The following is a 25,555-nucleotide window of genomic DNA, read 5'->3' on the forward strand; positions in this document are numbered from 1 at the left end:
CTTATATTGCGTGTTGCAGAGAGTTTAATGTAATATCCAATTCATTTTTATCGGAAATAATAATTTGAATTCGTAATTTATTTTCAGATTCTAAACTGGCATGTGCTTTAACATCTTCGTTATTCGCATGCTTTTTTGTTATTTCGACTAATTCATCCATCAAATTCAGCATATTCTCATTCATTTTTAAGTTTCTCCAAATCATTGATGGATTAAACCATAGCAAATCCCCTTTACGTTAATGTCGAGAATAACGGCTTTTTCTATCACCATTCACGCTTATTGTTTTATTTTTTATATAAAAAATAGCAAGAAAGATTGCCAAAAATAAATAAAAAAAAGGTAAGATTAGGCGAAATAAAAATAAGATTATCAGTTGGTTATTAAAGATAATTCTTATTGGGTTTAATAAAACAAAGAGTAAGGCAGATACCACTTTGAGAAAAATATTACACTATACCGCGATTGTGTTGGGTTTGTTTTTTATTACGCTAAATATTCAAGCACAGGCACCTGAAAATTTTACAAAAGCGAAAGAGATAGCAAAAGAACGTATTTATTATGATCAAAATCAAAAGTCACAAGGTACTATTTATTGTGGTTGTGATTGGAAATGGGTAGGTAAATCTGGAGGGCGTGTTGATTTAGCTAGTTGTGGCTATAAAGTCAGAACCCAGCAAACAAGAGCGGAACGTATAGAGTGGGAGCACATTGTACCTGCATGGGTTTTTGGTCATCAACGTCAATGTTGGCAAAATGGAGGCCGAACTAATTGTGTGAAAAACGATCCTATATTTGGCAAGATTGAAGCAGATTTACACAATTTGGCGCCATCTATAGGTGAAGTTAATGGCGATCGTAGCAATTTTAGTTTTGGGCAATTACCTGTACAAGCGCCTTACTATTATGGTCAATGCCATAGTCGCGTTGATTTTGCTTCACGAACCTTTGAACCTCGTAATGAAGTTAAAGGCCAAGTAGCAAGGGTTTATTTCTACTTACATGATCGCTATAACCTTTCTATGTCACGTCAGCAACAACAGTTATTAATGGCTTGGGATAAAGCTTATCCACCAACAGCATGGGAAAAAGAGCGTGATAATCGTATTGCTCGTATTGTTGGATATCACAATCCCTTTGTGACAGGTGAAATGAAATGGCAATTAGGGCATAAAAATAGTGGTATCGGATTAGTTGCAACAAATAGTACGCAGACCACTAAAATTGAAACATCTAAACAAGTAAATGCATCACAATCTGAAAGTATTAAAGGTAATATAAATAGCAAGATCTACCATTTTGCACATTGCTCCGGTTATAAAACAATGTCAGATAAAAATGCGGTTTTGTTTAAAACGGAGAGTGAAGCAATTAAGGCTGGTTACCGTTTAGCTAATAACTGTAAACAACCCTAATCGTATTACATCCAACGACGAACGTGGCGACAATATTGTTGCCACGCTTGCGGAAATAACTCACTTAAGATTTTCTCTTCACGTACTATCGTATAGCGATCAGTAATAAAGTAAAACGCAATTGCTGCACCCAAAAATCCCCAATTACCAAAAATAAAAAACAACCCAATACTAATGTCTAAAAAGCCGAGATACATAGGATTGCGACTTATTTTATAAGGACCACTTGTGACTAATTGTCGAGGTGTGTGATTGGGATTAGGAGACGTTTTTTGTTTAATAAAAAATGAAAGGCAATAAAAAAGCCAGATCCCAGAAGTCGTAATGGTGAGTAAACCGAGGTAAAAAAAGAAGCCCATTTTGAGAGAACCAGAGTGAAGTTCAAAACCAATAAATGGAATTAGGTTAAGTAGTAACCAATAAATAAAAGGTAATCGCAAGAAATTCATTTACTCCCCCCAAAAATAACACTTATTGTTATTTTTATGTTAAGTCCATCTCGTTATAAATCATCTTAGTATTGAAAATATTTTTCTTTTGTCATTATACTGTCATAAAGCTTCGTTAATTTTCACTCTAACTCCATGATGGGGAATATGAATGACAGAAGCAATGGAAATATCTCGTTACTCACAGAAAACCGGCAACAACCGTTCATTGATGTTTAATGTTCAGGATTGTGACCGGTTTTTTTGTTTTCTGCGACTAGACAGAGTCTGAAGGGGACTCATCGGTAAGTGAATGGAATACAAACAGAGATGTCGATGACTTTTTGAAGACTAACAAGGGTAAATACCACTATGAGTAGACAAAAAGCAGCAACACGTTTACGCCGAGAAAATAAACGCACTTCACGTAAAGAACAACGTAATGGGGCATACCGAGATAATGTTATGGTTTTACCGGGATTTGGGGATATTGATACTATTGGCATGGCGAGAGAAAAACGTGATGAACGTGTGTTATCTCCTCGCAATGAAGTGCAACGCCAATATATGAATGCAATAAAGCATCAGAATCTTATTTTTGCTACAGGGGAAGCCGGCTGTGGTAAAACGTTCCTCAGTGCTGCAATGGCTGCCGATGCTTTAATTCATAAAGAAATAGAACGTATCATTGTTACTCGACCTGTGTTGCAGGCTGATGAAGATCTCGGTTTCTTGCCTGGTGATATTGCTGAAAAGTTTGCACCCTATTTTCGTCCTGTCTACGACGTATTAGTGAAACGTTTAGGTGCTTCATTCTTACAATATTGTTTACGTCCTGAAATTGGAAAAGTTGAAATTGCACCTTTTGCTTATATGCGAGGCCGTACTTTTGAAAATGCATTTGTTATTTTAGATGAAGCACAGAATGTTACTGTTAATCAAATGAAGCTATTCTTAACCAGAATGGGTGAAAATGTCACTGTTGTGGTCAATGGAGATATTACACAGTGTGATTTACCTTCTGGTGTATCGTCTGGATTAGCGGATGCTCTTATTCGATTTGAGGCTAATAGTCGAGTAGGTGTGATTAAATTTATGCAAGAAGATTGTGTACGTTCTACATTATGCCAGCATGTATTAGCTGCTTATAATAATTAAATAGAACAGAAGAATTTTATATTGAGTGAAAAAGGCCACATTAATATGTGGTCTTTTTTATTGATTTTTTAGATTTTATTTTTATCTATTTTTTTATTAATCAAGGAATAATTAATTCAAATAAATAATTCCAATGATGTTTTTTAGTATTTTTTTAGATTTGTTATTAATAAATTAACTGTTATTGTTTTTATATTTATTGTTTTTTGTGTTTATTATCTATGAATTTTGTAATGAAATTAAATTTTAATGTTCTATATGTTGGTAAAGAGTGGTTGCTAATTATATTTGACTTAAATCACAATTTTTAAAAAATAAAAAAATTTTATTTGTTGAGTTTTTAAAGTATGGCTAATATCAAATTGACTAGGGTATCCTTTCACACCTTTAGTTAATGATGGCAATAATAGAATCTTATTTTTGCTAATTAAATATTTATCTATTCTGGAGTTATATATGTTTAAAAATAAACTCCCACTGTCATTATTATCAGTGGCTATATTGTCGTCGTCGGCATTTGCTGCAACAAATAGCGCAGGAGGAATAATTTCTTTCTCTGGTGCTATTAGTGATACCACTTGTACTATTAATGGAGGAAATAGTGCGGACTTTTCTATTCTATTAGATCCTATTACCGTAACGGATGCAGGAACAACAGCAAATACTGTTATTGCCAAAAATCAAAAAGAGTTTGCTTTGACATTCTCTGATTGTGCTCCAGCATCTACACCAAGTGGCAGTAATTTAAAGATACATTTCTCATCTGCAAATACTATTTCAACAAGTGGATTATATTTAGTCAATGATACTGCGAATGAAAATGATCCATTAGTTGCAAAGAATGTTGGTTTTAGTTTATCAACACCTGCTGCGCCAACAGTTGCTATACCTCTAAATGCAACTTTTGATACAGGTATTAAAGGCGATAAAACAGCGCCAGATTCAGATACTCTACGCTTAATTGCCAGTTACTATAAAACAAATGCAACAGCAGCTAAAACAGGACCTGTACACTCTAACGTTATTTATACAGTATCTTATTTATAATATAAAAAGCCAGACTCAATGGGTCTGGCTTTTTTGGGTGCTTATAATGAAAAAATTAATATTACTTTTAATTATCTTGATATTACCTTCAGCCGTATTAGCAAACATTATTATTAATGGTACCCGCGTTCTTTACTATGAAGGTGTTGATAGTGTTAATATCGAATTGACAAATAATGGTAATTTAGCTTCTTTGGTACAAAGTTGGATTGATGATGGAGATATAAACTCAACGCCTGAAGATGCGAACTCTCCTTTTTATTTATATCCACCTATTGTAAAAATTGCAGGAATGCAAGGGCAAACATTAAGAATAAAAAATTCCGATAAGATACCATCGGAAAATCTTGAAAAAGTATATTATTTAAATGTATTAGATATTCCAGAAAATGTGGAAGCATTAAAAGGAAAGAGTTATCTTCAATTAGCAATGAAAACAAGAATTAAAGTTTTTTATCGCCCCAAAGGACTTACTGATAACCCAGAGACTGTTAATGAAAAAATTACTTACCAATTAAATGGCAATAAAGTTCTAGTAAAAAATAACTCACAGTATCATTTCACAATAGCATCTATTTCTACACAAGAGACACCTCGTATTACGCTTGTTGATTCTGAAATGATCCCTCCGTTATCTTCTCGTGAGTTGCCATTAATTAATACATTAAAAAGTAATTCCGTTGTTGTTATTTATGTTGATGATTTTGGTGTTTATAAATCACAAAATATTAAACTCTAATCGAGATAACATCGTGAATAATCCAAGATATCTCTCAATCCTTATTTTTTTAGGAATACAACATTACACTCAAAATCTGTACGCAGAGGGATTTGACACATCTTTGCTTGTTGGGAATTCAAAGAATGGAGATATTTCACGATTTTATATCGACGATAAAATCCCTGAAGGAAAACAACTTGTTGATGTTTATGTTAATCAAGAATGGAAAGGGCAATTTGAAATAAATGTAACGGGTGAACATGCAGAGGTTAGTTTTGAGCCAGTAGATGTAAATAAACTGGGCTTAAATTTATCTTTATCCGCAAAACAAAAACTTGTGCAACAAAAAACAATATTATCAAATGAATTGGCAAAAGGTGTGACATCGGTATTAGATATAAATAAATTAAGGCTTGATATTAATGCTCCCCAAATTTCGGTGAAAAAATCAGAAGTTGGGTATGTTGATCCGAGTTATTGGCAACAAGGTATTTCTGCACTGATTTTGTCTTATAATTTGAATTACTATAACTATAAAGAAAAAAAAGGAAGTAAAAGCAATAACGAAAATTTTTTTGCCAATATTCATTCAGGTATTAATTTAGGTGCGTGGCAGTTTAGAGATGAATCTAACTACTCTTATTATTCTCATGGTAACAGCCAATGGAAAAACAATACACGCTATGTTTATAAGGCGTTTAGTCAGATAACTTCGGGATTAACAATTGGTGATTTTTATACACCAGCAACACTTTTTACCAGCATTGCATTTAGAGGAGCATCGTTGGCAACAGAAATGGGAATGCTACCTAACTCAAGTCAAGGTTTTGCTCCTATTATTCGAGGTGTTGCACAAACAAACGCATTAGTTAGTGTTTATCAAAATGAAAATTTAGTTTTTCAAGAAAATGTACCTCCTGGGGAGTTTTCTTTTCGAGATATTCAACCCACAGCTGGTGGTGGTGATCTATTAGTGGTTGTTCAAGAAGCTGATGGTAGAAGAGAGTCATTTACGGTGCCATTTTCAGCCGTGCCCGACATGCTAAAAGAAGGTGTATATCGCTATAACGTGATACTGGGGGAATCACGGATTAATAATACTGATTACCGACCTAAATTTGCACAAGGTGAGTTTCATTATGGCTTAAGTAACCTTGTTACACTTTATGCTGGAGGCATTGCCAGTGAAGATTATTACTCTGCATTGATAGGTAGTGGCTGGAATTTTAGATTCGGGGCAATTTCAGCAGATATAACACATGCAAGTGCAGATTTACAGACGGGTAAAAAAACCGGACAAAGCTTTCGTCTCGCTTATAGTAAATATATGGATGCAACATTAACCAATTTAACATTGGCTGCTTATCGTTATTCTACTCGTGATTATTATAGCTTTGTAGATTCAATTTATGCCCATGACAACTATAAAGCTTGGAAAGATTATCAAAATGATATTGCTCAACAACAAAATAATAATAATGCAATATCTGATCTTGATTTATCAACGTTTGATGCACTACGAGGTTCTAGAGCAAAAAATACGTTTACTATAAATCTTAATCAATATTTGGGTGGACAACGTGGTGTTATTTTTCTTTCAGGGACACATCGAAACTATTGGAATACAGATGAGAGTAATCGCGAGTATCAGTTAGGCTATTCAAATAATTATAAGGATATTGCGTATAATCTTTCTGTCTCAAAGTTAAGAAATTACGATAATAAAGACGAGACTCGTTATTATTTTAATATTAGTGTGCCGATTTCATTTTTTGATAAAAGAGCCAATATTAATAATTCAATTTATGCGGCTGATTCACGTTACCAGCAATCTACAATTAGTATGAGTGGAACAGCAGGTAAAGATGACCTAGTTAATTATACTTTAACAGGTTCAAATCAAACGGGTGGAAATAATTTAGTCGGTGCAAATGTCAGTTATCGTCATCCATATAGCACATTATCTGCATCTTATACGGAAGCAAATAATTATCGCCAGGGGGGATTAGGTGCTCGAGGAACAGTTGTTGCCGTACCTAATCATATTGTTTTTTCAGGTAATACAGGGAATACCTATACTCTTATCGAAGCACCTATGGCCAATAATATGATGGTTAATGGAAATAAAGCCACATTAACCAATAATCAAGGAATAGTATTAGTGCCTAATAGTATCCCTTATCGTACAAATAATTATACTTTGACAAATACCGAAATGCCTTCAAATGCCGAGCTTGTTGGAAATACAACTCAGGTGGCTCCGTATTTAGGCGCAGTTAATTACCTCACATTAACAACGGATAAACGTAAGACATTTATTATTAAAGCATCTTTAGAAAATAATGAAAGTTTACCTTTCGGTACGGAAGTTTTAAATAGTAAAAAAGAGAGTATTGGTTATGTCGGACAATCAAGTGTGCTTTATTTAAAAAGTGATGAGTTACCTTCTTCACTCTTTATAAAATTAAATAAAGCTGAAAAGATGGAATGTGTTGTGGAGCATTTAATAAATACGATGGATAAAAATAGTAATATTTGTCGATAAAGGAAAGCGCTATGAAATCACCAGCTTTTATATTTATAATTTTATTAGGTGCGATAAGCCAACAGGCAATTGCTAATTGTAAACCTGAGGAAACTATTACGGCACCCAATATTAACTTTGATTTATCTGCAGATTTAAATGCAGCTTCAACAACTGTAACAAAAACGAGTAGAACAACATTTCCGGGTACCTTTAAATGTAATGCAAGAGGAGTATTATTTCCTAATACTGTGGGTATTGCCTCACCTTTTAATGATGGTCGAACGGGAACAATTGGTTTTAATGGTGGGAAGCAGTTTGTCTCTATTACATTAACGGCATTAGAAAAAGATAATGTAACGAATATTTCAGCGGGAACACACCCTGCATCAGATTTAGATACTAATTTCACCTTAAAATTTACGTTATTGAGTAGTAAACCCTCGACCAATTATAAAGAGGTGAGTGGAAATACAGCGGTTGTTAATCCTGTTATTTTAGCGTCAGATGCATCGAGTGTTGGGTTAGTTCAGTGGTTACTTAATATTGTTATTAAACTTGTGCAATTCTTATTAACGTGGCAATGGCCAGTTGATCAAAATGATATTTTCTTACAACCAATGCTAATTACTTATAATCCTGTCATGACAACCTGTAATTTTTCTAATGCGGGTTTAGTTGTTTCATTGCCATTAATCAGTGTAAAAGATGCAAAAACGGTAGATAAAGCAGGATACACGCCTTTTACATTAAATTTTACGTGCCAAGACTTTTTAAGTGGTTCAAAAGCGTCTAGAAATATTAAGATGTTTTTATCGAGCCAAAATTTATTGGCGACAGACAAAACTATATTAACTAATACAACAGCGCAAGGTGCGGGGGGGATCGGATTCCGTGTAGTAAAAAGTGATAATATCAATAGCCCCGTTATTTTTTCTGACAATATTAATTCTCAAGGCAGTGCGACCAGTATTTTCAGTGTTAATCAAGGTGGCAACTTATCCTCTGCATTTTCGATAAATATGGGGGCTTATTATTATCCTTATAGTGTTAATTCAGTTACTCAAGGGAAAATAACAAGCACTGCGACATTAGTGATGTCTTATGACTAAAGAGTGTATCTAATGAAAAAAATAATAAATGTTAGTTTTATTTTATTATTTACGCTTATAACATCCATAGCAAAGGCAAGTGTGGTACTTGAACGTACACGTTTAATTTTCCCCATGGACAAATCAACACTATCATTGCAAATTTTTAATCGCAGTGAACAGCCAACATTAGTTCAATCTTGGATAGATGATGGTGATATTGCATCAACGCCTGAGACGACAACAGCGCCTTTCATTGTAATTCCTCCTATAATGAAAGTCTCTGCTAATGGGGGAGCACAATTAAAAATACAACAATTAGAAAATAAATTGCCTCAAGATAGAGAATCTATTTTTTATCTTAATGTGCTTGATATTCCACCTAGACCTAACAGCAGCGAAAATGCCAATACGTTACAATTAGCATTACAAACTCGCATCAAGCTTTTCTATCGTCCTAAACAACTTGAATTAACCAGTAGCACTATTTTTAAACAGATTGAAATTATAAAGAAACAGCAGAATTTAGAGATTAATAATCCTTCAGCATATTTTTTTACGATTTCAAAAATGTATACACAAGAGAATATAGAGCAATCTTTAATTGAGCCCACCATGATAGCGCCTTTCTCAAAACAGGAAGTCGAATATAAAGGACGAATTAATACTAACCAAGTTATTACAGTCATCTATATAGATGATGATGGAAATTATCAGCAAGATAAGAAGAATATACATTAGTTATATTTTATAATAAAAAAGACTGCATATTACTGAAGAAGTTAATATGCAGTCCGTACAGCCAACGCTTAGTCTTTAATTATCGCTTAGCTTACGTCTTCGTTATCCATAACATGGTGACGTTCAGCGTGATAGCCTTCTTCGTCATAACCAAAACGCCAATAAGGAATAGCATAAATTAAGCTGCGATCGAAACCGTTATCACGGCGAATATGACGTCTTAATGCACGAATGATTTTGTCTTCACCAGCAATCCAAAATGCCACATCTTCAGTTGGTAATTTCCACGACGTAAATTCATTAATCAAGTTTTGAGTTTGTTCTTCAACAGAACCGATTAACCAGATTATCTCTAAGCCTTTAGGACGTTTAATTTCTTGGCGATGCGCTTCGTCCTCTACTCGTATAATGACTTTCCCTTGAACATTAGGTTGCATGGTTTCTATCAAAGCCATTAAAGCAGGTAATGAACTTGGATCAGCTGCCATATAGTAATGCGACGCTGGTGCTAATAAAGGAGCAGGTCCACCCGGATTAGTGATCCCAATATAGTCTCCTTGCTTAGCATTTAGTGCAAAATGAATAGCAGGGCCAGCATCGTCATGTATTGCAAATTCAATATCTAACTCTTTTTGTTCGGGGCGAATAGCACGAACACTGTAAGTACGTACAATCGATTTTGGTTCGCCTTCAGGCCATGTAGGGCCTTTCTCAGAAAAGCCTGGTACTGTTGGTTTAACTTGGCCTTCTAAAGGTAAGAATATTTTTAAATGTGCCCCCGCAGTATCTGCTGGGTAAGTATCTAAATCATCACTCGTAAAGGTGATGCAGCGCATTCCCGGTGTAACATCAGTAATATGTTTTACTTGAACTAGGCGAGGAGGAGCGGGTTTATAAATGTTTTTTTCTTGAGATATTTTTTGGTTACTCACTTTTTTTACCTGACTCATTTAATTTTTTATTGATGTAGATATTATCATTTTCAATTAATAATGATAGTCATTATCAATATTAATATTGATTTAGTAAAGGAATGCGTATTTTTTATTTATATAGTGTGATTAGGTTCAAATTAAAAATAAGAAGATAATAATCAATGTGATAAGTATGATTTGATAACGTTGAGGCATTAGCTAAAGAAGTCAAAGGTAAATAAAAATACGAAGCGCAATGTGGGATAAGATGAGTTGGTGTTATTTTCTTTAAAGAAAAGATGTTTTCAGATGGTCGTAATAAAGGCGGGAGAATAAATGAATACAGTGAGTAAACTTATTAGTAGGCACACTCACTGTATTGTTATATTAATTTAGTAATAGATTAAGCTTTAGGATCTGGGCCGAATCGGTTGTCACCTTTAGTACCTTCAAGGCACATAAAGACAAAAACAATTAATCCACCAACAGCAGGAATAAATGCAAGTAAGAACATCCAACCTGATTTATCTTGGTCGTGGAAACGACGAATAGTCACGGCAAGGCTAGGGATGATAATAGCTAAAGAGTAAATACCTAAAATGATACCAACAATTGAACCTAACCCACTCATTTCACCCGTATTCATGTCTATTGATGAAATCACAATAGCATATAGGATGGTAATAATAATGGTATTTACTAGAGTAAACATCCAATATTCTTTTCTACGAGCACGTCCTGAAAAGTTAGCATAATTATTTTTAATGACTTCCAAATACCAATTCATGATTTCATCCTTAATTTAGTAGCAACAATGAGTAAGCCTAGTGTAAGTGATCTTTCTTAGCAATTAAGATAAATCTAAATTATCAAAATATGTATTTTGAACAGAGATCATCTATTATCCATCCTTTTTAATAGGGAGTGGATTTAATTCTTGAATTAGTCATAAGGCATATCTAAATGACACATTTTTTGTGCCTTTATAGAATAATACAGATATGAACCTGCTAGGCGGCGATATCATAATTACTTTGAAAACTTAATTCAACATTCATTCCAGCTTATTTTTAGAAAAGATAGTTTTTACAGGATTTTCTACATCTTTATTTATCGAAAATGAATACATAAAAAAGATTTTATCTCTTATTATTAATCAAAAATGATGTAATTAAAGTGATTTTATCAAATAATTTGATTTAAATTTAGTTAATTATGGATAAATGAAAATATTTACTTTTGTGCCTTATTTTTATAACAAAAAACTTTATATAAAATTAGTTACTAAAAGAATATTTAATAAGAATAGGTTAAGTTTTAATGACATGAAAGAGCAATCCACTATCTTAAATAAAGATAAAAGGGCCGAAGATAACTTCAGCCCTTTCTTTAATTTTATTTTATAGTTTATCGTATTTGGTGTTAATTATATTGCTGTATATACTTTACCTTTATTTGACTTTCATTCCGGCTAACGTCATTAAAAAGCGAAAGAGGGAAGAAACAGTGAATAAGGCTAAAACACTACAAAACCAAATAGTAATTAACCATCCCCATTTTTTTAATAATGAGGGTTTACTTTGTATTTGTGGATCAGTGATAACCTTCTTCATAATTTGTTTTTCCTCTGAAAACGTAATAACTCCAGAATGTGTAAACGAGAATAATAGGGATGATAAACAGCGCGCCAACTAACATAAATCCTTGGCTTTCTGGTGGAGCCGATGCATCTACAAAACTAATTGCAGGTGGAATAATGTTAGGCCAAATGCTTATCCCTAACCCAGCAAAACCCAAGAAAATTAAAGCGAGCGCGCCAAAAAAAGGAAGGTAATGCCCTTGTCTTTTCACTGAGCGCAAAATTAACCAAGTACTGTACAACACTAAAAGAGGAACAGGTAAAAAGAAGAAAAGGTTAGGCAATGTGAACCAACGTTCAGCAATTGCAGGTTGCGCTAATGGTGTCCATACACTGACGACCACAATAACGGCAAGCATAATGAGAGCAAGAGGTTTAGCAACCTTATATAGATTTTGTTGTAAATGATCTTCGGTTTTCATAATCAACCAGCCACATCCTAATAAGGAGTAGGCGACAACTAAACCAAAACCACAGAAAAGTGCAAAAGGCGACAGCCAATCAAAATAGCTACCTGCAAAGGCGCGATTAACAACCGGTAGACCTTGAACAACGCTACCAACGACAACACCTTGCATAAAAGTGGCTAAGATAGAGCCAAAGATAAATGATTTATCCCAAAAACCTTTGTGATTATTATCGGCTTTAAAACGAAATTCAAAGGCAACACCACGGAAAATTAGTGCGACAAGCATTAATGTTAAAGGCATTGCCAAAGCATCAAGAATAACCGCATAAGCTAATGGGAAGGCGCCAAATAATGCTGCTCCTCCTAGAACTAACCATGTTTCGTTACCATCCCATACAGGGGCAACAGTATTCATCATTACGTCACGATCTTGGTCACTTTTAATCAATGGATAAAGCATACCGATACCAAGATCGAAACCATCCATCACGATATACATTAGCGTACTAAATACAATAATGATGAACCAAATAACTGGTAAATCAATTCCCATGATGAACCTCCGGTGTACCTTTGCGGATCAGTTTTAACATATAGGCATATCCAACACCGAATACAGAGCTATAAACGACTAAGAAGATCAGCAGGCTTATACTCATATGCATTTCACCATGTGCAGATACAGCATCTCGTGTTCGCTGTATGCCATAAACAACCCAAGGTTGACGACCTACTTCCGTTGTAAACCAACCAGCAAGAATAGCGATAAGTCCCGAAGGCGCCATTAAAAACGTTAAGCGTAAGAAGGTCTTAGATTCATAAAGTTTCTTTTTATATCGCAGTCAAGTTCCCCAAACACCGACGAAAATCATTAATATGCCAAGGCCAACCATAATGCGGAAAGACCAGAAAACGATAAGTGAGTTAGGTCGATCTTCTTTAGGAAACTCTTTTAATGCTGGAACTTGTTTCTCTAAGCTATGAGTTAAGATCATGCTACCAAGATAAGGAATTTCTATTTTATATTTCGTTTCTTCGGCATCCATATCAGGTACACCAAAGAGAATTAACGGTGTCGCTTCTCCCGGTTCATTCTTCCAATGACCTTCAATAGCGGCAATTTTAGCGGGCTGATGTTTTAAGGTGTTTAAACCATGAACATCACCAATGAGTGCTTGAATTGGTGCTAAAATTAAAATCATCCATAAAGACATTGAAAGCATCTTTTTCATGGCTGATGTTTTATGGCCTTTGAGTAGATGCCATGAGGCAGATGCCGCAATAAAGAAGGCAGAGGCAAGGAAAGCGGCAACCCCCATATGAGCAAGACGATAAGGGAACGATGGATTGAAAATAACGGCGATCCAATCTACTGGAACGACTTGGTTATTTATAATTTCAAACCCTTGCGGTGTTTGCATCCAGCTATTTGAAGCCAAGATCCAAAACGTAGACATTAATGTGCCTAATGCCACCATACAAGTGGCGAAAAAGTGAAGTTTTTCACCTACTTTATTCCAACCAAACAGCATCACGCCTAAGAAACCTGCTTCTAAGAAGAAAGCGGTAAGTACTTCATAAGTAAGTAGAGGGCCTGTAATTGAGCCCGCAAAATCAGAGAAAAAACTCCAGTTGGTTCCAAATTGATAGGCCATGACCAAACCAGAGACAACGCCCATCGCAAAGTTAACAGCGAATATTTTTGACCAAAAATGAAATAGCGCTAAATAATCCTTATTGCGCGTTTTTAACCATAAACCTTCCAGTACGGCTAAAAAACTAGCCAGTCCAATAGTAATTGCGGGGAAGATAATATGAAAAGAAACTGTGAACGCAAACTGGATACGCGCCAAATCAAAGGCACTTAACCCAAGCATAAAAACCTCGTTTTATTGATATAAAAATGTAAATCGCAGGTAAATCGTGTGGATTAGTAGACCATATGACAGTAAGCTATAATAGTGACAATAAGTTTAAAAATAACTATAACAGTTTTGAGGTAAACAGTTTTATATGACTCGATATGAACAGCTTGCAGCGCAAATACGTCAACAAATTGAAGATAATATCTGGCAATCTGGCGACCGTTTACCTTCATTACGGGATACGGTGAAACAATCTGGTTTAAGTTTAATGACGGTTTTACAATCGTATCAGTTATTAGAAAGTCAAGGATGGATAGCAGCGCGACCACAATCAGGTTATTACGTTGCACATCGTAATAACCGTTTCGGTCAAGTGACAGCCAGCAAAGGGTTACACATGAGTGAAAATGTTGAAATAAGCACCTCTATTTTCAATGTACTTCAAGCGTGTAAAGATCCTGACATTATTCCTTTTGGTTCCGCTTTCCCCGATCCCAGTTTATTTATTCAGCCTAAATTAAGTAGGGCGTTAGCTTCTGCTGCAAGACATTTAGCGCCGCAAAGTTCAGTGATCAATCTACCTCCGGGAAATGAAAAGTTACGCCGTAACATTGCACAACGTTATGCATTACAAGGAATTCATGTCTCTCCAGATGAAATTGTGATTACTGCCGGCGCAATGGAATCACTAAGTTTTAGTTTGCAAGCCGTTACTGAACCGGGTGATTGGGTTGTGATTGAATCACCTGCATTTTATGGTGCATTACAAGCAATAGAGCGTTTGCGATTAAAAGCGATTGCCATTAGAACAGATCCAGTAACAGGAATTTGTTTAGATGAACTCGAAAAAGTGGTTGAGCAATACGATATTAAAGCTTGTTGGTTGATGAGTCATTGTCAAAATCCATTAGGTGGAACAATGCCTGATGAAAATAAAATAAGGCTGGTGGGCATATTAGCGAAGAAACAGATAACGCTAATCGAAGATGATGTTTATGGTGAACTCTATAACAGCCAGAAAGCACCTATGCCAGTAAAAGGGTTTGATAAAACAAATAGCGTTTTACATTGTGCTTCTTTTTCTAAATGTCTTGCGCCAGGATTTCGTGTAGGTTGGGTTGCCGCTGGAAAACACGCAACAAAAATACAGCAGTTGCAAATGATGAGTACAGTATCTGCGAGTATGCCAACACAACAAGCTATTGCCGATTATTTGTCACAAGGTGGTTATGATACGCATCTTCGTCGATTAAGATTAGTATTAGAACAAAGACGTTATCGTATGTTACAGGCGATACAAACGTATTTACCAGAAGATGTAAAAGTAAATATTCCATCAGGAGGATATTTTCTTTGGTTAGAGTTTGAATCAACATTTGATGCGAATAAACTCTATCATTTTGCACTAGAAAGAGGTGTCAGTATTGCGCCTGGTTCAATGTTTTCCACTAGCTCCCAATTTGATCATGCATTTCGTTTAAATTCTTCTTTTCAATGGAATAGTCGTACTGAAAAAGGAATGGAAATAATAGGTGCAGGGTGCAAGAACTTACGACGTAAATAGCTGACGTCAGTGCACACTTTTAAAAGTTACCTATTGATTTATTGGCGGTAATCTCCAGTGATTAATCCTTAACCTCATTATCAGACTGATAGCCAGATATTGCAGGAGGATACAATGAAGCTACGTTGTTTTGATCAACAAGAGTTACCGTTTATATCATGGAATAATCAAAAAGGCACAACGCAAGAAATTGTGTGCTGGCCAGTTAATAATGATTTTTCATGGCGAGCGTGTTTAACCTCTATCGAAGAAAATAGCTCATTAGGTCAATTTCCTGATATTGAACGGCAAATAGTGTTATTAGAAGGTAATGGTATCAATTTAATTAGTCCAGATTTTCTTAGTCATTCCGTTACAGACGCTTATCAGTCTTTTAATTTTTCAGGTGATACCTATGTTAAATCTGAACTTATTAAAGGCAGCGTAAAATGCCTAAATATTATGGTGCGAAGAACATGCTGGAAAGCAGAGACGACTTTAGTAACACAACCGCTTATTTTGCCTAGCTCTCATGCGGGGTTAATTTATGTCACTCAAGGTGAATGGACTTTACTAGGCGCGACTTGCCAAAGTTTATCAAAAGGACAGGGGGCTTGGTGGCTACCTGATATTCGAGAAGGTGAAATAAGACCGTTAACCGCAAATTGCCAATTATTATGGTCAGATATTCGACCACTTAAATAGAGGCATTCTTGTGGTCAAATACTGACTAGAATAATAAATAGTGCTTAGGATTAAGGTTAATTTAAAGCCAAATTAATTGCCGCAAAAGTGAGTAATCCACCTGCAATACCATCGTTATAGCGACGACGTTTTTCACTTAAACCGCCTTTTAAGCCAATATAAGCAAAAAAGGTGCCGAGTAGACCATAAATAATTAAACAAGTCGTGATAAATATCCCAGATAACAGCAATGATTGTGTTGCTATATCATTATGATGATCAATAAAGTTTGGTAAAATAGCGAGATAAACTAATAGCCCTTTAGGATTAAGAAAACTAGTTAAAAAACCTTTACGAAATAAGTGTGAGGTTTTTGAGGCATCGAGAGCTAATTGGCCTTTTTTGCAGGCGGATATCAACATTTTGACTGCAAGATAACTGATATAAAACACACCAACCCATTTAAGTAAATGAAATAAAATGGGGGATGCTGATACTAAGGCGGCAAGCCCTAATGCACTCAATAATGCATGAGTTAAATAGCCTGATATAACGCCAGTGTTGGCAATCCATGCTGATTTCATACCTCCGGATAGTCCTTGGGATGAGATAAAAAGAATATCGGGCCCAGGTGTACATATCAGCGGTAGAACAGTCAGTGCAAATAATAATAAAGTGTTAAATTCCATCTTTTCACCTGACAGAGATAGTTTAAGAGAAAGATCGTTTTTGCTGTGAAATTTAGCGGAAAGATTATATGATGTTTTCGAAAAAATCGGGTTGCTTTGTTGCTAACAAAAAGAATTAATTGGCAATAAAATTCCACAAATAGAATTAAGGTTAATCTTTGATGTCAATAAAATTAGATAAAATAGATAAACATATTTTGCAGGTGCTTCAGCGTGATGGCAAAATCCAGAACATTGAGCTAGCAAAAGAGGTTGGACTCTCACCTTCTCCTTGTCTTCGTCGTGTGCGTTTACTTGAAGAATCGGGTGTGATCACTCGTTATGTTGCTGTATTAGATGGTAGTAAGGTTGATGCGGGATTATCTTTATTTGCAAGAATTTGGTTTAGAGCACAAGATGCTGAAACTATTGAAGAATTTGTAAAGGCGATCAAAGTATTACCTGAAGTGGTTGAGTGCCATTTAATGGCGGGTGAATGCGATGCTCTTATTCGAATAGTGACGAAAGATTTAGCAACATATCGTCGCTTTCATGCCGATTATTTAACGCAAATTCCAAGCATCCAAAGTATAAAAACAGAAGTACCAATGGAAACGGTAAAAGTGAGTTTTGCTTTACCACTTTAATTTTCTAATCATCTAGATTTAGTTGATTTTTAATCATCACATAATATGTGAGTAGAGAAAGCCTCTAGTTCAAAATTGAACTGAGGCTTTTTTATAACTACTTTTTGTAACTATAAGTTAAATAATCCCGCTTTAATAATGGAGCTAATAAATAGCTTTATTATATTTAATTTCTTGTTTAGATTATCAATAAAGAAATTTATTTTTATTGAGATGAATTGGCAAACTCTTTTGTGACAATTTCAGTAGCTTTAGCAATAATATCTTTACGGTATTTTGCATCTTTTTCTTGTTGTGTAAAATAAACGACTAAAATTAATGGTGCATGGTTTTCTGGCCAAATAACGGCAATATCGTTAGTTGTACCATAATCACCACTACCGGTTTTATCGCCAACAATCCAGTGTTTTGGTAAACCCGCTTTAATACTGTGATCACCTGTTGTATTACCTTTTAACCAAGTAACAAGTTGTTGGCGTTGAGATTGACCTAATGCGTCACCTAATGTTAATGCTTGAAGGCTTTTAGCCATCGCAATTGGAGAGGTGGTATCACGAGGATCACCATGAATGGCTGTATTTAATTCAGGCTCTTTGCGATCTAGGCGATAAGTTACATCATTAATTGAACGTGCAAATTGAGTAACGCTGGAAGGTCCTCCTAAATAATCTAGAATTTTATTCATTGCCGTATTATCACTATATTGCAAGGTGGCTGCACTTAATTGAGCTAAAGACATTCCTGTTACTAAATGCTTTTCTGTAATAGGACTGTAAGCAACCAAGTCAGATTTTTTAATCGCAATGTTCTTATCTAATAATCCCGCTTGTTTTTCACTCTCTTTTAAAACAGCCGCAACAGCCATAACTTTACTTGTACTTGCCATCGCAAAACGTTCTTCACCACGGTATGTTATTTGTGAGTTATCTTCCGTGTTGATTAAAGCCACTCCTAAACGACCTTGATTGTATTTTTCAAGCTCACTTAATTGCGCTTCAATTGTATTATTGGTGTTAGCCCATAGAGTGGCGGATGCCAATAGAGATATTAATGAAACTGCGATCGCAGCAGTTTGGCGAAATGTTTTTTTAAACATAGTTATTGTTGCTCATATTAATTTAATGAAGAAAATATCAATATAAATAGACAGTTATTGCGTAGATATAGAGCCGTTTATTTATACGGTGCAATATCCTATTTAATTGATTTATTGACAATCGATAATAAATCACCTTAGCTTATAGAAAATCTAATGGCTAAACGTACTATGCGAACTCATCTCCCCCTAAATGCATTACGTGCATTTGAAGCTTCAGCAAGACATCTTAATTTTACCAAAGCGGCATTAGAACTGTATGTCACTCAAGGGGCTGTTAGCCAACAAGTGAGGATGTTAGAAGATCGACTTGGTGTTACTCTTTTTAAGCGACTACCTCGAGGCTTAGAAATGACTGATGACGCGCAGATCTTATTTTCAGTATTAACAACAGCTTTTAGTGATATTGAGCGTGTATTTAAACAATTTGAATGTGGTGAATATCGAGATGTGGTTTCCATTGCGGCTGTCGGCACATTCGCTGTGGGATGGTTATTACCCAGATTGGCTGAATTCAGGCAACTCTATCCAAGAATAGAAGTAAATTTGAGAACCAATAATAATGTGGTTAATTTGGCTACCGAAGGATTGGATTTTGCTATTCGATTTGGTGAAGGGTTATGGCCTTTAACTCATAATAAAGCCTTATTCTCTGCACCATTAACGGTCTTGTGCTCACCAACAACAGCAAAACGACTACATTATCCAACTGACTTAATAAATGAAAATTTATATCGCTCATATCGAGAAGATGAGTGGTTAAAATGGTTTGAAAAAGCAGAAATATCACCGATAAAAATAACGGGTTCTATTTTTGACTCCTCACGTTTAATGATTGAAAGTGCAATTTATGAAGGGGGAGTTGCATTAGCTCCAGCAAAAATGTTTTCAAGAGAAATTAAGAATGGACAGTTAGTACAGCCCTTTAAAATAGAAGTTGAAATGGGTAAGTATTGGTTAACGTATTTAAAGTCAAAACCAATGACCGCCTCAATGGAAATATTTCAGCAGTGGCTAATAAATGAAGCACTAAAAGAGTGTTGTGAGTGATATAAAAAGCACTGATGAGTTTCAGTGCTATTTATTATTTTTACTCGCAGTATCGTCTTTCAATTACAAAGAAAAATGCTCTTTTACTATTTCTCGTCCTATCTCAATAGACGCTGTTGCAGCAGGTGATGGGGCATTACACACATGTAATGAACGTTTACCTTTCACAAAATGGAAATCATCTACTAATTTCCCTTCGCGAGTTAATGCTTGAGCTCGAACTCCCGCAGGACCAGGATGAATATCTGCTTCACGTAAATCAGGAATGAGTTTTTGTGCATTTGCCGTAAATAGTTTTCGTGAATATGAGCGACGAAGCTCCGCCATTCCTTCACCTAAATAATTTCCAGCAATTTTCCAAAATCCTTTATAAGTGAGCACTTCAGCAAGATCTTTTAAGTTAATATCGCTTTTTTTATAACCTTCACGTTTAAATGCCAATACTGCATTAGGCCCAACATCGCGATGTCCGTTATACATACGCGTAAAATGTACACCTAAGAAGGGAAAGTCAGGGTTAGGAACGGGATAGATAAGATGGTTTACTAAGTAGTTTTTATTAGTATTAAGCATAAAGTATTCACCACGGAATGGGACTATTTTCATACCTGTGTCATAGCCTGCCATTTTAGCAATACGATCGCTAAATAAACCGGCGCAATTAATCAACCATTTGCTTGTAAATTGATTATTGGATGTTGTGATGGTGACAGTATCATCGGTTTCATTAATGGCTGTAACCGCTTGTCCAAACGCAAATTTCCCACCTCGTGATTGAATAATTTCAACATGTTTCGCCGCAATTTCAGGGTAATTCACAATACCTGCATCCGGAACTAATAGAGCTGCAATACCATTGACATAAGGCTCTCTGACTTTAAGCTCAGCTTCCGTCATTTTGATCACTTCAAGCCCGTTTTCGATACCACGTTGATAGATATTTTCTAATGCTTTTAACTCTGCTTCATTGGTAGCAACAATAACTTTGCCACAACGGTCATAATAGAGATTATGTTGTTGGCAAAACGCATATGTCGTAATATTGCCTTGTTTTGCTAACCTTGCTTTAAGGCTTCCTGGTGTGTAATAAATACCTGAATGAACAACATTACTGTTATGCCCACTTTGGTGAACAGCAGGGCCTGATTCTTTATCAATCACCAGTAATTTAAGTTCAGGTTGGCTTTCTTGTAATGCACTGGCAACGCCTAATCCGACTAATCCTGCACCGATGATAATAACGTCATAAGTCATAATATTATCCATTTTACAAAGAGTGAATTAACTGATTTTTTGTTGTAAACGCTTTAATTTGCCACGTACGTTGGTTAAATGAAGACGCATTCTATGGCTTGTTTCATCGTGATCTTGTTGGCGTATAGATTCAACAATTGCTTCATGTTCTGCAATAACACGTTCTGTTTCCATTTCTCGACCTTTATTTTGGCTTAATGAATACATTAATACCCCAAGATAAAGCTCATGCATGTTATCTAAAATCCGAACAAAAAAAGGATTATGGGAAGCGACCATAATAGATCGATGAAATTGATAATCTTCTTCATGACCAATGTTTTTATTTTGCTTAGTTGCCAAAATAAAGGCTTGATGCGCGTTTTCAATAGTAAGTAATTCTTCAGGTGTCCGACGTAAAGCGGCAATAGCTGCCGCTTCATGTTCAATGACCTCACGCATTTCAAGCAAAGAATCTATCTCTTGAGGACGTGCAATTTCCATTACAATAGGTTCATATTTACTCAAGATAGAATGGTCTATAACACGTCGTCCTCCACCTTGACGAGAGGTAATAATTCCACTCGCTTCTAAGACACCTAATGCTTCTCTGATAGGGACTCGACTGACGCCAAAGGCGTCAGCAAGTACATTTTCAGAAGGTAACTTTTCACCAATAGGGTAAGTTCCGTTGCTAATATTTTGCTTTATCTGCTCAAGAATTTGATGCGACGCTTTTTGGCGTGAGATCTTTTGTATCATCTAGTTTTCTCCAGATACATGCCCCATATTGGTTAACTGTTTTTTAGACCGTAATAAATGGAATGTACCGGTTAATAGGATCAAGGCGACACCTAAAAGGTCGGTATATAAGCCTGGTTTAATCATTAGAATTGCCGCTGCTGCAAATGCAATACGCTCAAACCACGTTGTTTTAATCATCCAAAAGTTTGCTGTTGCGATACTGAGTGCATAAATTCCGACTAATGCAGTAATAATCATTAATCCAATGGAAAGTACACCTAAATTATCACCTTGCATCAGTAAAGCTGGGTTATAGACTAAAATAAACGGAATAATAAAACCGGGAAGTGCTAAGCGAACCGCATCCCATGATGTTTGCATTGGATCAGCTCTTGCAATACTCGCTGCGGTATAACTTGCTAATGCTACTGGTGGGGTAATATTGGATAAAGCACCAAACCAGAAAACAAAGAAGTGAGCCGCTAAAGGCATTACACCCGCTTTAATTAAAATAGGTGACACTGTAACTGCTACGACAATATATAACGCTGTTGAAGGCAAGCCCATACTTAATACGATACACACCAGCATAACGACTAACAAGATCATCCATAAGGTGTTATCCGTCATTGAAACAATATTAAAGGCGAGTGTTGCACCAATACCTGTCATCGTAACAACACAGATAATGACGCCAATGGCCGCACAAGCAACAGTCACTTGAACAGAACCACGAGCTGCTTCAGCTAAGGCGTCAGCCACTTTAGTTAATGTCATACGGACTGATTTATCAGGCGTTATCCAACTTGCAACAATAATGGTTAGAATACCTAAGAAACCGGCATAAATAGGTGTTTTCCCCACTAATAAGGTGCCAATAACAATAATTAAAGGTAGTAATAATAAACCTCGCGCTTTCAATACGGCTTTAACTTGTGGAATATTCTCTTTACTTAAACCTTTTAATCCTTGTTTTTTAGCTTCAATATCAATGGCCATAATTAAGGCTGCGTAATACAACAAGGCTGGAATAATTGCTGCAATAACAATGGTGGTATAAGAAATACCTAAAAATCCCGCCATAATAAATGCAGCAGCCCCCATAATAGGTGGCATTATCATACCGCCTGTTGATGCTGTCGCTTCTACGGCACCGGCAAAACGAGGCGTTAATCCAATGTTTTTCATTAAAGGAATGGTAAAAGTACCCGTTGTTGCGACGTTGGCGACAGCACTACCACTTAATGAACCGGTTAATGCGGATGAAATAACGGCAACTTGGGCAGGCCCTCCACGACGACGACCAGCCATAGCCAATGCTAAATCATTAAATAAAGCAGTAGCACCACTGACACTCAAGAATGAACCAAAGAGAATAAAGACCACAATAGCGGTGGAGGCCGTTGAAAGTGTAATACCAAAAATCCCTTCACTGGTCATAAATAAACGGTATAACAATCTTTCTACAGAAAATCCTGCATGACCGAAAATACCCATAAAATACTGACCAAATAAAGCATAGATAATGGCAAAAGTTGCAAGTCCTGGAATGAAATACCCAGTAGTTCTTCTTGCTGCTTCAAACAGTACAATAATTCCTAATATAGCCATGACATAATCGGTAGTATTTGGAATACTTTTTCTCACAACGTGAAGATCAACGTAATTAAAGAAAAAGTAGCCATAACTGATTAATGTTAAAGCAATAAAAAGATAATCCCATCCATTAAATTTAGGCGTTGAAAAACGCTTGGAAAATGGAAACAAAATAAAGCCTAAAATTAAAATACCGCTAAGAAAAATCGTATTACGGTAAAATTCTTGAGTATTTGATAATGCGTTGGAATAAATAGCGTAAAGCGAAATTAATATTGCAAGAGTCGTGGTAATTTTCAGGTAAATACCTGCAAGTTGGCGATTGCCGGAGCTTGCTTCTTTATCTAATGCAGGTGGCTCTACCGGAGTTAGGTGGTCATTGTTAGTCATAACTCACTCCTGTTATTTATTATTAGTCTGCGTTTGAGCTTCTGGTGGAATAAGGTAATCAGGGATCTCTAACCCGATTTCTTTGTAGTAGCGGTAAGCCCCTAGATGTAATGGTACAGAAACACCTTTTAATGCATTTTCTGTGGTGATGTACTTAGCTGCACTATGAACTTGGTGAACCTCAGGAAGGTTCTCAAACATGGTTTTTGTCAACTCATAAACCAGTTCGTCATCAATACTGGTTGTGGTCATTAAGATATTAGGTTGAGCAATCGTATTAACCATTTCAGTTTGACGAGGGTAGGTATTGGCGGGGATTTCAAAACGGAACCATGAATTCGCCACATGATTGATATCATCAAGTTGCTTATCTGTGACTTCGAGTAATTTTGCACTGACACCACTTGCGTACATATCAGTTACCGCAGAAGCGGGCACTCCAGCAGGTAATGCACCTCCATCAAGGCGACCATCTCGCATGGCAGAAACGGTATCGCCATATCCCAGATATTCAGGGGTAATATCTTTTTTAGTTAAATTAACGCCTTGAAGAATAATAATCGTGGATTGTTCAGTACCACTAGCTTGAGGGCCTACAGAAAAGCTAGTCGCGCGAATATCGTCTAACGTGCCAGTTTTTACTTTGTTATCCATTAAAACAAAGTGTTCAACATTAGGCCATAGCATAGAAATTGAGCGCAGATCTTTTTCTGGTTTGCCTTCAAAATTACGCACGCCTTCATAAGCTTCTACGGCTAAAAGGCTTTGTAGTATTGAAAGTTGAGCTTCATTTTTCTGCATTAAATAGATATTTTCTATTGAGCCTGCAGAAGATTGTCCTGTGACTTGAACACCTCTATCCTTAAGATGTGTACTCCATACGTTTGCTAAACCCACTCCCATCGGATAATACGTTCCTCCTGTTGAAGCGGTTGCTACAGAGAGAAATTGTTTATTCGCATTCTCTTTTTTGCCGATTACTGCTAATGAGACAACAGCAATAACAGCAACAATACCGATGGCAAGCTTTGTTTTTCTTATTCTCATGATGTTGTTCCTGTACATAAAAACGCAGGTGAATGTTTCACACCAACTTGTATACAACATGACAACTTTTATAGAAATAAGGAACGTTAAGAAATTGTGAGGTAGGTTAATTAAATTGAAACAAAAAAATAACACTTTGTGATCAATATAGTAATTATGCAATTTTTAATCATAATTATGGTGATAATCATAAAACACAAAAGAAAATATTAATAACTTGCTAGCGAAACGATAAAATTAGCTAAAAAATAGCCTATTAATCGATAATAAAAAATAAAATGAAAAAATAGACGGATCAGAAAATCGTTAAATCATCTGATAAAGAAAGGAGAAAAATAGGCTATTTTAGTGTTAAGAAAATAAGTAAAGTTTAGTAATAATTACAGACCTTATAGCGCAATGGAAAGTACACCTGTCGCAATCAGCACAAACATCGCTGACCAAATTAATGCAGAAATAGCACTGGTAATGTAAATACCGTATGTAGGTAGTTTTAGCAAACCGGCACTGAAAGGGGTTAAATAACGAAATACTGCAAGGAATCGAGAAATAAATAAAATGTAGTGAGTTTTATTTTTCAGTAGTTGCTGAACACGATTAATTTTTGCCTGATAACGCTTAACCCATGCTTTAAGTCGAGGAAATCGATAAATAGAACGACCTAATTCATAACTAATAATTGAGCCTAAAAGTGCGCCACAACTGGTTGCTAACCAAAGAAAAACGGGTGAATAAAAAGGTAAGCAGGCACTGAAAATAAAGATTAACATTAAAGATGCAGGAGGCAAGAATGAAGAAATACCAATAGTCGATTTTCCTGCTGTGATTAATATAATGGAAAGAAAAAGTGTAATAGGAGATAAATGACCCAATGAATTTAATAGAGAGTGAATAAGTTCCATTTT

Annotated in this window: 24 protein-coding genes and 1 pseudogene; 11 read left to right on the forward strand and 14 right to left on the reverse strand. The window is 35.7% G+C overall.

All coding sequences use genetic code 11. From position 1 onward, the window contains the following. Nucleotide 1 precedes the first annotated feature (1 nt). Nucleotides 2-184 (reverse strand): hypothetical protein, encoded by a 183-nt coding sequence (locus CUB63_RS02335; protein WP_069369016.1) that lies wholly within the window; start codon nt 182-184, stop codon nt 2-4. A gap of 253 nt (nt 185-437) precedes the next feature. Here CUB63_RS02335 and CUB63_RS02340 point away from each other — a divergent pair, with 253 nt between their 5' ends. Further along, the gene (locus CUB63_RS02340) at nt 438-1,415 is read left to right on the forward strand and encodes an endonuclease (RefSeq protein WP_109847366.1); all 978 of its coding nucleotides are present in this window, start codon (nt 438-440) and stop codon (nt 1,413-1,415) included. 5 nt (nt 1,416-1,420) lie between these two features. On the opposite strand, the gene CUB63_RS02345 is transcribed toward CUB63_RS02340, so the two are convergent. Then, on the reverse strand, nt 1,421-1,864 hold the full coding sequence (locus CUB63_RS02345; protein WP_088495402.1) for a methyltransferase family protein: 444 nt from the start codon (nt 1,862-1,864) through the stop codon (nt 1,421-1,423). A 351-nt stretch (nt 1,865-2,215) separates the two neighbouring features. Here CUB63_RS02345 and phoH point away from each other — a divergent pair, with 351 nt between their 5' ends. The 6 genes from phoH (at nt 2,216) to CUB63_RS02375 (ending at nt 9,125) form a co-directional block, all read left to right on the forward strand. Then, nucleotides 2,216-3,001 (forward strand): phosphate starvation-inducible protein PhoH, encoded by a 786-nt coding sequence (gene phoH, locus CUB63_RS02350; protein ID WP_006536497.1) that lies wholly within the window; start codon nt 2,216-2,218, stop codon nt 2,999-3,001. 456 nt (nt 3,002-3,457) lie between these two features. Then, complete coding sequence (locus CUB63_RS02355; RefSeq protein ID WP_072064062.1) at nt 3,458-4,048, forward strand: fimbrial protein; 591 nt, start codon at nt 3,458-3,460, stop codon at nt 4,046-4,048. A gap of 46 nt (nt 4,049-4,094) precedes the next feature. Beyond that, on the forward strand, nt 4,095-4,787 hold the full coding sequence (locus tag CUB63_RS02360; RefSeq protein ID WP_109400546.1) for a fimbrial biogenesis chaperone: 693 nt from the start codon (nt 4,095-4,097) through the stop codon (nt 4,785-4,787). A 13-nt stretch (nt 4,788-4,800) separates the two neighbouring features. Then, nucleotides 4,801-7,314 carry a fimbria/pilus outer membrane usher protein gene (locus CUB63_RS02365; RefSeq protein WP_232240037.1) on the forward strand — a complete coding sequence of 838 codons (2,514 nt, stop codon included), beginning with the start codon at nt 4,801-4,803 and terminating at the stop codon, nt 7,312-7,314. An 11-nt stretch (nt 7,315-7,325) separates the two neighbouring features. Beyond that, a complete protein-coding gene (locus CUB63_RS02370) occupies nt 7,326-8,405 on the forward strand; it encodes a fimbrial protein (protein ID WP_109400545.1) in 1,080 nt (359 codons plus the stop codon). A gap of 12 nt (nt 8,406-8,417) precedes the next feature. Continuing rightward, nucleotides 8,418-9,125: a fimbrial biogenesis chaperone gene (locus CUB63_RS02375; protein WP_109847368.1), complete on the forward strand. Its 708-nt coding sequence runs from the start codon at nt 8,418-8,420 to the stop codon at nt 9,123-9,125. Nucleotides 9,126-9,211: 86 nt separating this feature from the next. Here CUB63_RS02375 and CUB63_RS02380 read toward each other — a convergent pair whose 3' ends face one another. From CUB63_RS02380 to CUB63_RS02405, 5 genes and pseudogenes are all read right to left on the reverse strand, one after another. Beyond that, the gene (locus tag CUB63_RS02380; RefSeq protein WP_006536505.1) at nt 9,212-10,075 is read right to left on the reverse strand and encodes a siderophore-interacting protein; all 864 of its coding nucleotides are present in this window, start codon (nt 10,073-10,075) and stop codon (nt 9,212-9,214) included. A 367-nt stretch (nt 10,076-10,442) separates the two neighbouring features. After that, nucleotides 10,443-10,826, reverse strand: coding sequence for a DUF805 domain-containing protein (locus CUB63_RS02385; protein WP_006536506.1), 384 nt, complete (start codon nt 10,824-10,826; stop codon nt 10,443-10,445). Nucleotides 10,827-11,490: 664 nt separating this feature from the next. After that, the gene (locus CUB63_RS02395; RefSeq protein WP_006536508.1) at nt 11,491-11,652 is read right to left on the reverse strand and encodes a DUF2474 domain-containing protein; all 162 of its coding nucleotides are present in this window, start codon (nt 11,650-11,652) and stop codon (nt 11,491-11,493) included. Then, nucleotides 11,633-12,640 carry a cytochrome d ubiquinol oxidase subunit II gene (gene cydB / locus CUB63_RS02400; RefSeq protein ID WP_006536509.1) on the reverse strand — a complete coding sequence of 336 codons (1,008 nt, stop codon included), beginning with the start codon at nt 12,638-12,640 and terminating at the stop codon, nt 11,633-11,635. Before cydB ends, CUB63_RS02395 begins: the two co-directional genes overlap by 20 nt. Continuing rightward, nucleotides 12,630-13,964: pseudogene (locus CUB63_RS02405) on the reverse strand (cytochrome ubiquinol oxidase subunit I). The gene cydB and the pseudogene CUB63_RS02405 overlap by 11 nt, the downstream one beginning before the upstream one ends. A gap of 136 nt (nt 13,965-14,100) precedes the next feature. On the opposite strand from CUB63_RS02405, the gene CUB63_RS02410 reads away from it, so the two are divergent. Together CUB63_RS02410 and CUB63_RS02415 are read left to right on the forward strand one after the other, a co-directional pair. Beyond that, nucleotides 14,101-15,516, forward strand: coding sequence for an aminotransferase-like domain-containing protein (locus tag CUB63_RS02410; protein ID WP_006536513.1), 1,416 nt, complete (start codon nt 14,101-14,103; stop codon nt 15,514-15,516). A gap of 114 nt (nt 15,517-15,630) precedes the next feature. After that, nucleotides 15,631-16,200 carry a HutD/Ves family protein gene (locus CUB63_RS02415; RefSeq protein WP_006536514.1) on the forward strand — a complete coding sequence of 190 codons (570 nt, stop codon included), beginning with the start codon at nt 15,631-15,633 and terminating at the stop codon, nt 16,198-16,200. Nucleotides 16,201-16,256: 56 nt separating this feature from the next. On the opposite strand, the gene CUB63_RS02420 is transcribed toward CUB63_RS02415, so the two are convergent. Continuing rightward, nucleotides 16,257-16,868, reverse strand: coding sequence for a LysE family translocator (locus CUB63_RS02420; protein ID WP_072064053.1), 612 nt, complete (start codon nt 16,866-16,868; stop codon nt 16,257-16,259). 161 nt (nt 16,869-17,029) lie between these two features. Here CUB63_RS02420 and CUB63_RS02425 point away from each other — a divergent pair, with 161 nt between their 5' ends. Beyond that, a complete protein-coding gene (locus CUB63_RS02425; protein WP_023582027.1) occupies nt 17,030-17,494 on the forward strand; it encodes an Lrp/AsnC family transcriptional regulator in 465 nt (154 codons plus the stop codon). A 205-nt stretch (nt 17,495-17,699) separates the two neighbouring features. Here CUB63_RS02425 and bla read toward each other — a convergent pair whose 3' ends face one another. Next, a complete protein-coding gene (gene bla / locus CUB63_RS02430) occupies nt 17,700-18,590 on the reverse strand; it encodes a class A beta-lactamase (protein ID WP_109847369.1) in 891 nt (296 codons plus the stop codon). 171 nt (nt 18,591-18,761) lie between these two features. On the opposite strand from bla, the gene CUB63_RS02435 reads away from it, so the two are divergent. Beyond that, on the forward strand, nt 18,762-19,640 hold the full coding sequence (locus tag CUB63_RS02435) for a LysR substrate-binding domain-containing protein (protein WP_109847426.1): 879 nt from the start codon (nt 18,762-18,764) through the stop codon (nt 19,638-19,640). Between the two features lie 63 nt (nt 19,641-19,703). On the opposite strand, the gene lhgO is transcribed toward CUB63_RS02435, so the two are convergent. From lhgO to CUB63_RS02460, 5 genes are all read right to left on the reverse strand, one after another. Next, nucleotides 19,704-20,906 carry an L-2-hydroxyglutarate oxidase gene (lhgO, locus tag CUB63_RS02440; RefSeq protein WP_109847370.1) on the reverse strand — a complete coding sequence of 401 codons (1,203 nt, stop codon included), beginning with the start codon at nt 20,904-20,906 and terminating at the stop codon, nt 19,704-19,706. Between the two features lie 15 nt (nt 20,907-20,921). Continuing rightward, complete coding sequence (locus CUB63_RS02445; protein ID WP_109400536.1) at nt 20,922-21,635, reverse strand: FadR/GntR family transcriptional regulator; 714 nt, start codon at nt 21,633-21,635, stop codon at nt 20,922-20,924. Then, the gene (locus CUB63_RS02450) at nt 21,636-23,603 is read right to left on the reverse strand and encodes a TRAP transporter permease (protein WP_072064049.1); all 1,968 of its coding nucleotides are present in this window, start codon (nt 23,601-23,603) and stop codon (nt 21,636-21,638) included. Between the two features lie 12 nt (nt 23,604-23,615). Continuing rightward, the gene (locus tag CUB63_RS02455) at nt 23,616-24,650 is read right to left on the reverse strand and encodes a TAXI family TRAP transporter solute-binding subunit (RefSeq protein WP_109847371.1); all 1,035 of its coding nucleotides are present in this window, start codon (nt 24,648-24,650) and stop codon (nt 23,616-23,618) included. A gap of 389 nt (nt 24,651-25,039) precedes the next feature. Continuing rightward, nucleotides 25,040-25,552, reverse strand: a complete 513-nt coding sequence (locus CUB63_RS02460; RefSeq protein WP_006536526.1) for a DedA family protein — start codon at nt 25,550-25,552, stop codon at nt 25,040-25,042. Nucleotides 25,553-25,555: the final 3 nt, after the last annotated feature.

It is taken from the genome of Proteus penneri (assembly GCF_003144535.1).
GTDB lineage: Bacteria > Pseudomonadota > Gammaproteobacteria > Enterobacterales > Enterobacteriaceae > Proteus > Proteus penneri.